The sequence below is a fragment of the Bacteroides caecimuris genome (genome assembly GCF_001688725.2).
Taxonomy (GTDB): domain Bacteria; phylum Bacteroidota; class Bacteroidia; order Bacteroidales; family Bacteroidaceae; genus Bacteroides; species Bacteroides caecimuris.
On sequence record NZ_CP015401.2, the window covers coordinates 527,393 to 540,722 of the forward strand.

Annotated in this window: 12 protein-coding genes and 1 pseudogene; 6 read left to right on the plus strand and 7 right to left on the minus strand. The window is 43.9% G+C overall.

Going from position 1 to position 13,330, the window contains the following annotated elements; genetic code table 11:
* The first annotated feature begins 31 nt into the window (after window positions 1–31).
* Together A4V03_RS01995 and meaB are read left to right on the plus strand one after the other, a co-directional pair.
* Entirely contained in the window at window positions 32–1,099 is a 1,068-nt protein-coding gene (locus A4V03_RS01995; RefSeq protein ID WP_065537755.1) for a DUF1573 domain-containing protein, read from the plus strand.
* Between the two features lie 13 nt (window positions 1,100–1,112).
* Window positions 1,113–2,204 carry a methylmalonyl Co-A mutase-associated GTPase MeaB gene (meaB, locus tag A4V03_RS02000; protein ID WP_065537756.1) on the plus strand — a complete coding sequence of 364 codons (1,092 nt, stop codon included), beginning with the start codon at window positions 1,113–1,115 and terminating at the stop codon, window positions 2,202–2,204.
* On the opposite strand, the gene A4V03_RS02005 is transcribed toward meaB, so the two are convergent.
* Window positions 2,183–3,115, minus strand: coding sequence for a DMT family transporter (locus tag A4V03_RS02005; RefSeq protein WP_065540237.1), 933 nt, complete (start codon window positions 3,113–3,115; stop codon window positions 2,183–2,185). The genes meaB and A4V03_RS02005 overlap by 22 nt on opposite strands.
* A gap of 112 nt (window positions 3,116–3,227) precedes the next feature.
* Here A4V03_RS02005 and A4V03_RS02010 point away from each other — a divergent pair, with 112 nt between their 5' ends.
* From A4V03_RS02010 to A4V03_RS21105, 4 genes and pseudogenes are all read left to right on the plus strand, one after another.
* Complete coding sequence (locus A4V03_RS02010) at window positions 3,228–4,091, plus strand: AAA family ATPase (RefSeq protein ID WP_065537757.1); 864 nt, start codon at window positions 3,228–3,230, stop codon at window positions 4,089–4,091.
* A 22-nt stretch (window positions 4,092–4,113) separates the two neighbouring features.
* Window positions 4,114–5,142, plus strand: coding sequence for a DUF4435 domain-containing protein (locus tag A4V03_RS02015; RefSeq protein WP_065537758.1), 1,029 nt, complete (start codon window positions 4,114–4,116; stop codon window positions 5,140–5,142).
* A gap of 37 nt (window positions 5,143–5,179) precedes the next feature.
* A complete protein-coding gene (locus tag A4V03_RS02020) occupies window positions 5,180–6,520 on the plus strand; it encodes a mechanosensitive ion channel family protein (protein ID WP_084081095.1) in 1,341 nt (446 codons plus the stop codon).
* 152 nt (window positions 6,521–6,672) lie between these two features.
* Window positions 6,673–6,768: pseudogene (locus tag A4V03_RS21105) on the plus strand (AraC family transcriptional regulator); the annotation flags it as partial.
* 159 nt (window positions 6,769–6,927) lie between these two features.
* Here the strand turns inward: A4V03_RS21105 and A4V03_RS02025 are convergent.
* The 6 genes from A4V03_RS02025 to A4V03_RS02050 all read right to left on the minus strand — a co-directional run bounded on the left by A4V03_RS02025 (window position 6,928) and on the right by A4V03_RS02050 (window position 13,327).
* Window positions 6,928–8,367 carry an NADH-quinone oxidoreductase subunit N gene (locus tag A4V03_RS02025; protein WP_065537759.1) on the minus strand — a complete coding sequence of 480 codons (1,440 nt, stop codon included), beginning with the start codon at window positions 8,365–8,367 and terminating at the stop codon, window positions 6,928–6,930.
* A 37-nt stretch (window positions 8,368–8,404) separates the two neighbouring features.
* On the minus strand, window positions 8,405–9,889 hold the full coding sequence (locus tag A4V03_RS02030; protein ID WP_065537760.1) for a complex I subunit 4 family protein: 1,485 nt from the start codon (window positions 9,887–9,889) through the stop codon (window positions 8,405–8,407).
* A gap of 38 nt (window positions 9,890–9,927) precedes the next feature.
* Window positions 9,928–11,877, minus strand: coding sequence for an NADH-quinone oxidoreductase subunit L (gene nuoL / locus A4V03_RS02035; protein WP_065537761.1), 1,950 nt, complete (start codon window positions 11,875–11,877; stop codon window positions 9,928–9,930).
* Window positions 11,878–11,977: 100 nt separating this feature from the next.
* Complete coding sequence (nuoK, locus tag A4V03_RS02040) at window positions 11,978–12,286, minus strand: NADH-quinone oxidoreductase subunit NuoK (RefSeq protein WP_004312109.1); 309 nt, start codon at window positions 12,284–12,286, stop codon at window positions 11,978–11,980.
* Window positions 12,287–12,323: 37 nt separating this feature from the next.
* A complete protein-coding gene (locus A4V03_RS02045; protein ID WP_065537762.1) occupies window positions 12,324–12,836 on the minus strand; it encodes an NADH-quinone oxidoreductase subunit J family protein in 513 nt (170 codons plus the stop codon).
* A gap of 2 nt (window positions 12,837–12,838) precedes the next feature.
* Entirely contained in the window at window positions 12,839–13,327 is a 489-nt protein-coding gene (locus tag A4V03_RS02050; protein WP_065540239.1) for a 4Fe-4S binding protein, read from the minus strand.
* Window positions 13,328–13,330: the final 3 nt, after the last annotated feature.

Below are 13,330 nucleotides of genomic sequence, written 5' to 3' on the forward strand. Positions count from 1 at the left end.
TACATTTGTGCACCAAAATAAAAAATATCGCATGAAACGTAGTTTACTATCTATATTCTCTTTACTTACTGTCGCTTTGGCAGCCGTTGCCCAACCTCGTATCTCTTCGAACAAAGAGACACATAACTTCGGACAAATTGAGTGGAAACGTCCGGTGACAGTGAAATATACCATCACTAACACGGGAAACCAGCCATTGGTACTGACCAACGTTACCACCTCTTGTGCCTGTGCTGTGGCCGACTGGACTAAAGAACCGATTGCCCCGGGAGGTAAAGGAGTAGTAAAAGCTTCTTTTGATGCAAAAGCGTTAGGACATTTTGAAAAGTCGATAGGAATATATAGCAATGCCAGTCCGAGCTTGGTTTATCTGAAGTTCACCGGTGAAGTAGTGCAGGAAATAAAAGATTATACAAAGATACTTCCTTATACAATTGGAAATATTCGTTTGGATCGTGATGAATTTGCTTTCTCTGATGTCTATCGCGGACAGCAACCTTCATTGACCTTTGATATCGCCAATCTTTCCGATCGTCCTTACGAACCGGTGTTGATGCATCTGCCTCCTTACCTGAAAATGGAAGCGGAACCCAAAGTCTTGTTGAAAGGCAAGAAAGGAACTATCAAACTGACGCTGGATGCGAGCCAGCTAAAAGATTACGGATTGACACAAACTTCTGTCTACCTTTCCCGTTTCTCCGGTGATAAGGTGAGCGAAGATAATGAAATACCGGTTTCGGCTATTCTTCTTCCCGACTTCTCACGTATGACGGAAAAAGATTCTCTGAACGCTCCTGCCATGCACATTTCGGAAACGGATATTGATCTTAGTATCCCGTTGATAAAGAAGGATAAGGTAAGCCATGAGATATTGATAGCCAATTCCGGAAAGGCTCCGTTAGTTATTAGTAAGTTGCAGGTATTCAATTCGTCAGTAGGGGTGAGCCTGAAGAAGGCGGTCCTTCCTCCGGATGGAATGACAAAGCTCAAAGTAACTATTCGTAAGCGTGACGTAGGTAATAAGAAGCATCATTTACGTATCCTGATGATAACGAATGATCCGTTACGTCCGAAAGTCGAAATCAATATCAAACGCTAAATCCCCTATGATTATGGAACATCCTGAAAATAGTGAAGAATATAAGGGACTTGTTGTCAATAAAGGCATTGAACAACCCTCATCTGTGAATCCCTACTTAAAGCGGAAACCGAAGAAACGCCAACTTTCAGTAGCAGAGTTTGTAGAAGGTATCATGAAAGGTGATGTCACTATATTGAGTCAGGCTGTGACATTGGTGGAAAGCGTAAAGCCTGAACATCAGGCTGTCTCACAGGAAATCATAGAGAAGTGTCTGCCATTTTCCGGTAATTCGATCCGGATTGGTATCAGCGGCGTTCCCGGTGCGGGAAAGAGTACATCCATAGATGTATTCGGTCTGCACGTGCTCGAAAAGGGGGGCAAACTGGCGGTATTGGCCATCGACCCTAGCAGTGAGCGTAGTAAAGGCAGTATCTTGGGGGACAAAACCCGTATGGAGCAGCTTTCCGTACATCCTAAATCGTTCATCCGCCCTAGTCCGTCAGCCGGTTCTTTGGGAGGAGTGGCACGCAAAACACGTGAAACGATCATTCTTTGTGAAGCTGCCGGATTCGATAAGATTTTTGTGGAAACAGTAGGAGTGGGACAGAGCGAAACGGCTGTTCACTCAATGGTTGATTTCTTCCTGTTGATTCAGTTGTCCGGTACGGGCGATGAACTGCAAGGGATTAAGCGTGGTATTATGGAGATGGCGGATGGTATCGTTATCAATAAGGCGGATGGAGATAATCTGGAACGTGCCAAGTTAGCTGCCACCCAATTTCGTAATGCATTGCATCTGTTTCCTGCACCTGAATCCGGATGGATTCCCAAAGTGCTGACTTACTCCGGTTTTTATAACTTGGGAGTAAAGGAGATATGGGATATGATTGATGAATATATTGACTTCGTGAAGGGTAACGGTTATTTTGAATATCGCCGTAACGCACAAAGTAAATATTGGATGTATGAAAGCATCAATGAACAACTTCGCGATAGTTTCTATCATAACCCGAAGATTGAAGCGATGATTTTAGAGAAAGAACAGCAGGTGTTGAAAGGTAACCTGACTTCATTTGTAGCCGCAAGAAGCTTGCTCGATACTTATTTTGAGGATTTGAAATGAGACTTTTCTGCTTTTTCAAGATCAGCTCTCGATTTACTTTGAGTCACAATATATACTCCTAGGAATACGAGCGCGATAGCTATCCCTTTCTCCCAGCCAAAACTTCCGATACCCATCGTGATTGCCGCAATGGTAGCCACGATCGGTTGCATATAATTGTACATGCTGACTACCGTAGGACGGAGCAGTCTCTGCGCAGTCATAATACAGAGATATGCGAGGAAACTACCTCCTAATACGACATACAATACCTCTATGATAGCAATTGTGGAAACAGAAGTCCATTGAATCGTAGAAATATCATAATAGGAGAACGGAATGTAACACATCGACGCATATATGAACATCCATTTATTAATCGTTACTGCCGAATATCGTTGAGACAATCCCTTGAATACAGTCAGGTATATGGAGAAGCTGATTTGCGCAACGAGACAAAGCAAGTCGCCAATCAGGCTTCCATTTCCGTTGCTTCCTGCCTGGCTACTCATAATGAGAATAAGTGCTCCCATCGCACCTACAAAAATCCCCAGTACTTTCTTATTGGTAATAGGTTCTTTCAAGTAAATGGCTGCTACAACCATTGTTACAATAGGTAGAGTGGTAGTTACGATAGAAGCATCAATAGGAGAAGTCATAGAAAGCCCGAAGATAAACACTCCTTGATTGAATACTAGCGCAAACAGTGAAGCAAAGAAGATTTTTAGCATATCCTGATGGTTCACATGTTCCTGTTTGCAAAACATGGAAAGGATCCAGAAAGCAGCGGCTGCCCCCACCATGCGGAATGTAGTGACAGATATCGGAGAAAATTCTTGAAGAGCCGACTTGCCGATGGGAGACATTAATCCCCACATAACGTTTGCCGTAAGTGCAAACAAATGACCATACAGGTTCTTACTTTTGTCCATGTTACTACTGTTTATTTCTGATATCATTAACAATCAAATAGAGAAAACGGTTGCAAAGGTAGTCTTTTATCGTATGATTTGTTTATATTTGCCTTGATTAAACTTGAATATTATGGAACAACAAGCTAATTATATCCGTCGTATCGAGATACACGGACTATGGGAACGCTTTAATATAGGATGGGATTTGCGTCCCGATGTGAACATTCTCTCCGGCATCAATGGAGTGGGGAAGACTACCATTTTGAACCGTTCGGTGGGATACCTCGAAGAACTTTCCGGTGAAATGAAAAGTGACGAGAAGAACGGAGTACGTCTCTTTTTCGACAATCCCCAGGCAACCTATATTCCTTATGACGTCATCCGGAGCTACGACCGTCCCCTGATTATGGGTGACTTCACAGCCCGCATGGCAGACAAGAATGTAAAGTCCGAACTGGACTGGCAACTTTACCTGTTGCAACGCCGTTACCTCGATTATCAGGTCAACATTGGTAATAAGATGATTGAAATGCTTTCCAGCATTGATGAAGAAGAACGTCGTAAGGCAGCTACATTATCTGTAGCCAAGCGTCGTTTTCAGGATATGATTGACGAACTGTTCAGCTATACACGCAAAAAGATAGACAGGAAACGGAACGATATCGCTTTCTATCAGGATGGCGAACTATTATTTCCTTATAAACTGTCGTCCGGTGAAAAGCAAATGCTGGTTATCCTGCTGACCGTACTTGTGCAGGACAACAGCCATTGTGTATTGTTTATGGATGAGCCGGAAGCCTCCCTTCATATCGAATGGCAGCAGAAACTGATTGCCATGATACGTGAACTGAATCCGAATGTGCAGATTATCCTGACTACCCATTCGCCTGCCGTCATTATGGAAGGCTGGCTGGATGCCGTGACAGAAGTAAGCGATATATCTACCACTGTAGGGTACAAGCTTGACAAGGATTCTCCCAACTGTAATTTGTAATTCGTAACCTGTAATAAAATAAATGGCAACTTCACTACGAGATAATCTGACTTCTTCTTATTTCAATGCCGCCCATAAGCTTTATCCGAAGAAAGCCCGCCGACGTATCATCGCTTACGTAGAAAGCTATGACGATATCGCTTTCTGGCGCACATTGCTTGAAGAGTTTGAAGACGACGAACACTATTTCCAAGTGATGCTTCCTTCGGCCACCTCCCTGGCAAAAGGAAAAAAGATGGTGCTCATGAACACGCTGAATACAGCCGAATTGGGGAGAAGTCTGATTGCCTGTGTGGACAGTGACTACGATTTCCTGTTGCAGGGAGCTACCAATACCTCCCGTAAAATCAACCGGAACAGGTATATTTTTCAGACTTATACCTACGCCATTGAAAACTATCATTGTTTTGCCGAAAGCCTTCACGAAGTATGTGTGCAGGCTACGCTGAATGACCATTCCATTTTAGATTTCAACTTCTATCTGAAGAAGTACTCCGAAATTGTATATCCGCTTTTTCTCTGGAATGTATGGTTCTATCGTCAACGGGATACTTACACCTTTCCCATGTACGATTTCCATACCTATACTTCTTTGCGCGAGATTAATCTCCGGCATCCGGAAAAGAGCTTGGAATCTCTTCAACAACGGGTTAATCAGAAGTTGGCAGAGTTGAAAAGGAAATTCCCCCATAACATTAATCAGGTGAATGGATTGCGAACTGAATTTAAGGAACTGGGCTTGGTGCCGGAGACTACTTACTTGTATATGCAAGGACACCATGTGATGGATAATGTGGTAATGAAACTACTGATTCCGGTCTGTACCGTGCTGCGCCGTGAACGGGAACAGGAAATCAAGCGACTCGCCGAACACAATGAGCAATTCAGAAACGAACTGACTTGTTATCAGAACAGCCAGGTGAACGTAGAAATCATGCTCAAGAAGAATGTAGCCTACAAAAGACTCTTTCATTATGATTGGTTACGGCAGGATATCAGTGAATATTTGGAAGAAGGAAAGAATAAAGAAGAAAAGAAGCAGAAATCATAAATAAAAGAAAAACTAAAAAAGAGAGAGACGATTGCTTATGAAAGAAGTGAAGGAAGTGGTTGATACAGTGAGTGTAGCATTGGCAAACGGGCAACCTGAAGAGGTCGGTAATGTAGTGATGCAAGAAGTGAATCATGCTTTGCTCTCGATGGGAGTGGATGAAGCTATGGCTGATAAGATTGATAATATTATCATCTTATTGTTTATTATTGGGATAGCACTACTTGCCAATCTGATTTGTCGCAAGATTATTCTGCGCACTGTGGCTAAATTGGTGAAACAGACGAAAGCAACTTGGGATGATATTGTATTTAATGATAAAGTAATGGTGAACATCAGTAGGATGGTGGCGCCTGTATTGATTTATATATCTATTCCTATTGCCTTTCCCGAACATGCAGACTCTGCTTTGCTTGATTTTCTTCGAAGACTTTGCATGGTTTATATCCTTGCTGTCTTTCTTCGCTTCGTTAGTGCTTTGTTTACGGCTGTGTATCTGGTATATAGCGCGCGTGAACAATATAAAGACAAACCTTTGAAGGGACTTTTGCAGACAGCACAAGTCATTCTTTTCTTTATAGGAGCTATTGTCATTATCAGTATTCTGATAAAGCAGAGTCCGGTGGTATTGCTGACCGGATTGGGAGCTTCTGCTGCCGTTCTGATGTTGGTTTTCAAAGATAGTATTATGGGATTTGTCTCCGGTATCCAGCTTTCTGCCAATAATATGCTGAAGGTAGGCGATTGGATCACGATGCCGAAATACGGTGCGGACGGTACAGTGATAGAAGTAACATTGAATACCGTAAAAGTACGTAACTTCGACAATACCATCACCACTATTCCTCCTTACCTGTTGATTAGTGATTCTTTCCAAAACTGGCAGGGAATGCAGGAATCCGGCGGACGTCGTGTGAAACGTTCCATCAATATAGATATGACTAGTGTTCAATTCTGTACGCCGGAAATGTTGGCAAAATACCGGAAGATACAACTGTTGAAAGACTATGTGGATGAAACGGAAAAGGTAGTGGAAGAATATAATAAGAAACATCATATCGACAACTCTGTGTTAGTGAATGGACGTCGGCAAACAAACCTGGGAGTTTTCCGCGCCTATCTGACCAACTATTTGAAAAATCTCCCTACCGTCAATCAAGACCTGACCTGTATGGTACGTCAGCTTCAGCCTACCGAAACCGGTATCCCACTGGAACTTTATTTCTTTTCTGCCAATAAAGTGTGGGTTGCCTACGAAGGTATACAGGCAGATGTTTTCGATCATGTGCTTGCCATTATTCCTGAATTCGATTTGCGTGTCTTCCAGAATCCGTCCGGGTCGGATCTCCGGCGGATAGGAGTAAAGATAGAAAACTAACCAAACGATAAAACGCTTATAAATTTGTTATTACTATGGCTACACCGTTATCCAACCGGATCATCCTATGCGGTCATTAAATTTAACGTCAGTTCGATATAAGTTCTCCCGCATGGCTTCCCCTCCTTCGGGAAAATTTATATCGAACTGACGTTAAGTTTATGACGATCCTGTATGAACTCTTTCTCTTTGAGGAAGAGGCATATACCTTGTCGAGTTCATCTTTTGCCAAGATAGACATTCTGTCTTACAATGATACAAAATATGCAAACAGACAACGAGCGATACAGAATCTTCCTTCCTCATTAATAAAAGCGACTTTTGTATAGAAGAAACGGTCTTGGTTTTGATGTCGATTGATACTGACATGAAACCAAGACCGTTTCTTTGGTGAAAAGGTAGTCCGTTTAAATTCCGAACGACAGTTTATCGATGGATTGATATACGATACTTGCAATACCCAGTCCGATGATACCCAGTGTGCAGAGTGCTAGTCCCCATTTCGTGCAACGGTCGCTGCGGAAAGTAGGAATCGGGTTGTCGGAAGGGGTGATGTACATTGCTTTTACAATCAATAGATAGTAATACAAAGAAATCACAGTATTTGCCAATGCAATGAATACCAACAAGTGGAAACCTGCATCGAAAGTAGCCATGAAGATAAAGAATTTAGAGAAGAATCCGGCAAACGGAGGGATGCCTGCCAATGAGAACAGAGACAGAGTCATCAAGAGAGCGATTTTGGGGTTCGTTTTATAAAGTCCTGCGTAATCTTCGAGCGTGAATTTCTGACTGCGTAGTGCCACAATAGTAATTACGGCAAATACTCCGAGGTTGGCGACAGCGTAGACTAATACGTAATATATCAAAGCTGTCATGCCTTGTGCCGTACCACCGATAACGCCTAACATAATATATCCCGCTTGCGAAATACTGGAGAACGCCATCAAACGTTTCAGGTTTTGCTGACGGACAGCAAATATATTGGCAATAGTGATAGAAGCGATGATTACCCAATAAAGTACTTCCTGCCAGTCATTGATCATTGGGGCGAATACTTTGATAAGGACGACCAATAATACAAATGCTGCCGATCCTTTTGATATAACACTCAAATAAGCGGTAACTGTACTCGGAGCGCCTTCGTAAACGTCTGCTGTCCATAAGTGGAACGGAACCAGTGATAACTTGAATGCCATTCCTGTGAAGAAGAATACAAATGCCATGATTTGTAACGGATTTCCGTCGATATGGGCAGGGAGGTCATCGAAATAAAGAGTTCCGGCAGAACCATAAATCATTGACAGACCGAATAACAGCAATGCACTGGAGAAAAGAGCTGTCAGAATGTATTTGGCACCTGCTTCGGCAGAGTTGTGACGGTATTTATCGAAGGCAATCAATGCTGCCATCGGAATAGAAGCTGTTTCGAGCCCGATGAAGAACATCAGGAAATGTCCGGCGGAAATCATGAGATACATACCAAACAAGGTAGAGAGTGTAAGCACATAGAATTCTCCTTGTTTGAATGAAGTATCTTCTCTTTTCATCCATTCGTGCGCCATTAGGAAAACAATCAGTGTACCGACGTTCAGGATCGATTTAACAATTGTGTGCATCGGTACATAGTGATACATGCCACCAAAGGCATCGGCAGCAGTTTCTGGAATCAAGTTGATAGCTGTATGGATAGCCATCAGAATAACGGGCAGCATGGTGTTCAGGCGTGCATTCCCACTATTTTTGTGTGCATCCGGACTCATGAAGAGGTCAGCTAGAAATAGCAGCAGTAAGACAGCTATGAGCGACAGCTCTTCTCGCATATATAGAAATTGTGAATAATCCATCTTGTATATTTATGAATTAAGAATGATGATTTATGAGTTAGGGGATTAGTTGTGAGACAACCGGTAATACGCTTTCACCAATCATGTGGCTAACCCAGAATGGAGCCATACCTAGTCCGGCAACACAAACGATGAGGCAGATAACGGCTACACGTTCGTCCCACGTTGCATCGGTCAGTTCGAGGTGATGTTTGTTGGTGCAGGTTCCGTATAGGATCTTACCTACCAGGCGCAGGATATAGACTGCGGTAATCACAATCGAAGAGCAGGCGATGATGGTCAGTGTGCGGTGAAATAAGTCGTTGTTCTGGAAAGAGCCGACGAAGATAGTCATTTCAGCAATGAAACCGCTTAATCCCGGCAGACCGAGGTTGGCAAGACCGGCAATTACATAACATACGCTAAGGAACGGCATAATCTTCATCAGACCGGCAAGCTCGCGAATGTCACGTGTATGTGTACGTCCATATATCATACCGATCAGAGCAAAGAACAAGGCTGTCATTAATCCGTGTGAAAGCATTTGAAGGATTGCTCCTGTTGCTGCTGTCTGATTTAGCATCAGAATGGCGAAAAGAACCAGTCCGCAGTGAGATACGGATGAATAAGCATTGATATATTTCAAGTCGGTCTGTACACAAGCGGAGAAGGCTCCGTAGACTACAGAGATGCCTGTCAGTATCAGGAATATCCAGGAAAGTTCGTTGGCTGCTTCCGGCATCAGATACATGGCGATACGGAAGCATCCGTAACCTCCCAGTTTCATCAATACTCCGGCATGAAGCATGGATACGGCAGTCGGGGCGGAAGCGTGACCGTCAGGACTCCATGTGTGGAATGGGAAAAGGGCGCCCAATACACCGAAGCCGAGGAAAGTCAGCGGGAACCAGATGCATTGCTGTGCAAAAGGTATGTTGTGCAACTGTGCAATTTCGAGAAGGTTCATGGTGGTTGCTCCCGAGCCGAAATAGATTCCGAGAATACCGATCAATAGGAAAGCGGAACCGCCCATCAGCATAAGAGTCAGTTTCATGGCTGCATATTCTTTACGTCCTGATCCCCATACACCAATCAGGAGGTACATCGGTATCAACGCAATTTCATAGAACATGAACATGGTGAACAAATCGACGGATATAAAGAATCCGAATACTCCCATAGACAACAGGGTGAACCAGAGGAAATATTCTTTCGTCAGCGGTTGCAGGCGCCAGGAAGCGAATGTACCGGTAAATACGATGACAGCAGACAATAACAACATGGCTACCGAAATTCCGTCAACACCTACTGAATAAGATATGTGAAGCGGGGCATACCAAAGCGTGTCTGCACGGAAAAGCATTTCTGCCGTGTTTCCAGCGCTACGTTCTCCCAGATAGAGGAATGTAAGTACGACGGAAGCAATCAGAAGTGCCGATGCGCCAGTAACCATAACCCCCCGGATGGCTTTGATTCCTCGTGCTGCCCAGAGTCCGGCAAGCATCAATAAGGGGATAAGTACGAATATGGATAAGAAATTCATCTTTATGATTTACTATTTAAAGATTTACTATTTACTATTTAGAGAATCAGCAGTAGGATAAGTGCCAGTGCACCGCAAAGGAACACATACGTATATTGTTGTACCTGACCGCTCTGCAAACCACGAATCTCGTCGCTTGTTGTATTGGTGGCCCATGCCAGGAAGTCAAAGAAGCCATCCACTACATGACGGTCGAACCATGCGATAGGAGTAGAGATGCAGCGGAAGATAATCTTATGCGTAATAAACTGGTAGATATCATCAATGTAGAAGCGATTATAGGCTGCCTTGTGCATACCTTTGAATCGTTTTGCCAACGAATCGGCAACAGGCTGTTTGGCATTCTTGTACATCCATGTAGCGATTGCAATCGAAATAATCGCAATAACAACGCTCGTAATAGCTACTGACGGATCGAGATGGATAGAATAAGATTCACCATTCGAACTGATGAAGTGTCCGAAAGGAATAAATCCTGCCCCACAAGTTACAACTGCCAGGAACATTAACGGGAAAGTCATAGCCAGCGGACTTTCGTGTGGGTGGCAAGGGCGACAAGGGCGGCAAGGTGCCGCTTCCAAGTTTCCGTGCGGCGTGTTATGTTCCGAATGGGAACTTGCCCGGGGCGGCTCGCTCCCCCAGAAAATACCGTAGTAGAGGCGGAACATATAGAAAGCTGTCATTGCGGCGATGACTGTCATCACCCATCCCATTACAGGGCTGTATTGGAAACAAGCAGCCAGAATTTCATCTTTCGAGAAGAAGCCCGAGAACGGAGGAATACCGGCAATAGCCAGACAAGCAATCAGGAATGTCCAGTGAGTGATCGGCATATATTTGCGTAAACCTCCCATAGCGGACATTTCATTAGAATGTACAGCATGAATGATGCTACCTGCACCGAGGAAGAGCAATGCCTTAAACATGGCATGTGTGAAAAGGTGGAACATGGAAGCCATGTAGCCCAAACCTCCTTCGTGCGGATTCATGGAAGTACAAACACCCAAGGCTACCATCATGAAACCAATCTGTGAAATGGTAGAGAAAGCCAATACGCGTTTGATGTCTGATTGCACGCAAGCCACACTTGCTGCATAGAATGCAGTGATTGCACCTACCCAAGCAACCATGTGCAGCGTATTCGGTGCGTATGCAATGAAAAGTGGGAACATACGTGCCACCAGATATACACCGGCAACTACCATGGTAGCCGCATGAATCAATGCGCTGACCGGAGTAGGACCTTCCATGGCGTCCGGCAACCAGATATGCAACGGGAACATGGCACTTTTACCGGCACCACCGACAAACATCAGTCCGAGAGCCAACGGAAGCATAGAAGCTCCACCGCTTATCAAGGATACCGTATCCGGAGTGAATCCGAATGTACCACCGTAATATCCGTAAATCAGGATACCGATCAGGAAGCCCAAGTCAGCAAAGCGAGTAACAATAAACGCCTTCTTGGAAGCAGCGATGGCAGCTGGTTTTGTATAATAAAAACCGATTAGCAGGTAAGAACTTACCCCCACCAGCTCCCAAAAAAGGTACATCTGGAAGATGTTGGTTGCAACGACCAATCCCAGCATAGACATGGTAAACAGGGATAGGAAAGCGTAATAGCGTTGAAAACCGACTTCTCCTTTCATGTAACCGAAAGAGTAGATATGTACCATCAGTGACACTGTAGAGATGACGATCAACATCATTACCGATATAGGATCGAGCAGGATGCCCAAATCGAAGTGTAAGGTCTCTGTAAAAGGAAGCCACGTGAAATTATAAGGCATCAGTGTGGCGAATGTTCCGTCTTCCAGTCGTGGAGCGGAGAAATACTGGATAGCTGTGACATAGGATAGCACTGCTACTGCTCCCAATATCAGCGTACCGATTGTACCCGCTGTCCGGTGGGACATCCATTTACCTCCGATTCCCAATATGAGAAAGGAGAAGAAAGGAAGAAGGAGTATTAGAATTGTTAGTTCCATACAGTTTTATTTAATTACTTGAGTTATTATTAATTCTTGGTCTTATAGCTTATCATCACTATATCCGGACCTTTTGTTTGGTTTCATGGTGTGAAACAAATCACCACTTCAGCTCATCCAGGTTGCGCACTTGAATGCTTCGAAGATTACGATAAATGTTAATCATGATGGCGATAGCTATTGCAGTTTCCGCAGCCGAGATGGCGATGGAAAAGAGTGCAAAGAAATAACCCTCCATTCCCCCCGGAAAAAGGAATCGATTGAATACGGCGAAGTTGATGTCCGTAGCATTCAGCATTAACTCTACAGAAATCAGGATAGCCAGTGTATTTCGGCGGGTAAAGAATCCATAGATTCCTGCAAACATCATGATGGTAGAAACTACCAGGTAATATTCCATGTGTATCATATTCGAACTCTATTTTGATAGTTAATACTTAAAATTCCTATCTCTTACGTGCAATCATGATGCCACCGATGATGCACGCCAGCAATAATATGCTGACAGCTTCGAAAGGCAATACATAGCCGTATTTGTCACTACTTAATAAAGCATTCCCGATAGCATGAATGTTAATTTCTAGCGGAGCCAGATTAGCTGTCTGCATGAAATTATGCTTCAACGTGATAAACAAGATAATTGCTAAACCGGCAATCATCGTGGAAAGGCCTGCCAAGAGCCTACTTCGTTTCGCTTTCTCGGCCCGGTCGCCTTCTCCGCTGGTCAGCAAGATGGAGAATACATAAAGAACGACGATACCACCGGCATAAACCATGATCTGAACGGAACCCAGAAAGGTGTAACCCAGCAAAAAATAGATGCCTGCCGTGCCGAAGAGCACGAAGAGCAGGTAGGTGGCTGAGCGTACGATACGTTGGGTAGTCACTGTCATGATGGACATAGCAATGATAAATGCTGCCAAAAAGTAGAATACTACTGTTTCAAGTGTTGATCCCATATCTAAACTTCTTTTTTCTTTTCTATTACTTTACTACCGTCGTGGTTCAACTTCAGGACAAGTTTCGTCCGGTCGAAGACTGCATGTTCGAAGTTCTGGTCGAACGTGATGGCATCGTGCGGACAAGCATTGACACAGAGCTGGCAGAACATACAGGCCCCCAAATCATATTCATAGGTTGCCAGGATTTTCTTTTTCTTTCCATCTGCTGTTTCGACGGTTTCGCTGGTCACTTTGATTGTATCGTTCGGACAAGCCATTTGGCACAGTCCGCAAGCTACACAGCGATGTTCATTATTCTCATTGTGGGGCATATTCAGCGTACCACGGAAACGGTCGAACATTTTCAGCTCTTTCCGGTTTTCGGGATATTGCTCGGTCACTTTCTTACGGAAGTATACCTTGATGCTGGTTTTCATACCCGTTGCCAGTGTACTGATGCCATGCACCAGACCACCTAAGTACGTATATTTTTTATCTTTATATTCCATAAT

Coding starts and splice junctions, on each gene's coding strand:
- A4V03_RS01995 (WP_065537755.1), top strand. CDS start 32: ATGAAACGTAGTTTACTATCTATATTCTCTTTACTTACTGTCGCTTTG.
- meaB (WP_065537756.1), top strand. CDS start 1,113: ATGGAACATCCTGAAAATAGTGAAGAATATAAGGGACTTGTTGTCAAT.
- A4V03_RS02005 (WP_065540237.1), bottom strand. CDS start 3,115: ATGGACAAAAGTAAGAACCTGTATGGTCATTTGTTTGCACTTACGGCA.
- A4V03_RS02010 (WP_065537757.1), top strand. CDS start 3,228: ATGGAACAACAAGCTAATTATATCCGTCGTATCGAGATACACGGACTA.
- A4V03_RS02015 (WP_065537758.1), top strand. CDS start 4,114: ATGGCAACTTCACTACGAGATAATCTGACTTCTTCTTATTTCAATGCC.
- A4V03_RS02020 (WP_084081095.1), top strand. CDS start 5,180: ATGAAAGAAGTGAAGGAAGTGGTTGATACAGTGAGTGTAGCATTGGCA.
- A4V03_RS02025 (WP_065537759.1), bottom strand. CDS start 8,367: ATGGATTATTCACAATTTCTATATATGCGAGAAGAGCTGTCGCTCATA.
- A4V03_RS02030 (WP_065537760.1), bottom strand. CDS start 9,889: ATGAATTTCTTATCCATATTCGTACTTATCCCCTTATTGATGCTTGCC.
- nuoL (WP_065537761.1), bottom strand. CDS start 11,877: ATGGAACTAACAATTCTAATACTCCTTCTTCCTTTCTTCTCCTTTCTC.
- nuoK (WP_004312109.1), bottom strand. CDS start 12,286: ATGATACACATGGAATATTACCTGGTAGTTTCTACCATCATGATGTTT.
- A4V03_RS02045 (WP_065537762.1), bottom strand. CDS start 12,836: ATGGGATCAACACTTGAAACAGTAGTATTCTACTTTTTGGCAGCATTT.
- A4V03_RS02050 (WP_065540239.1), bottom strand. CDS start 13,327: ATGGAATATAAAGATAAAAAATATACGTACTTAGGTGGTCTGGTGCAT.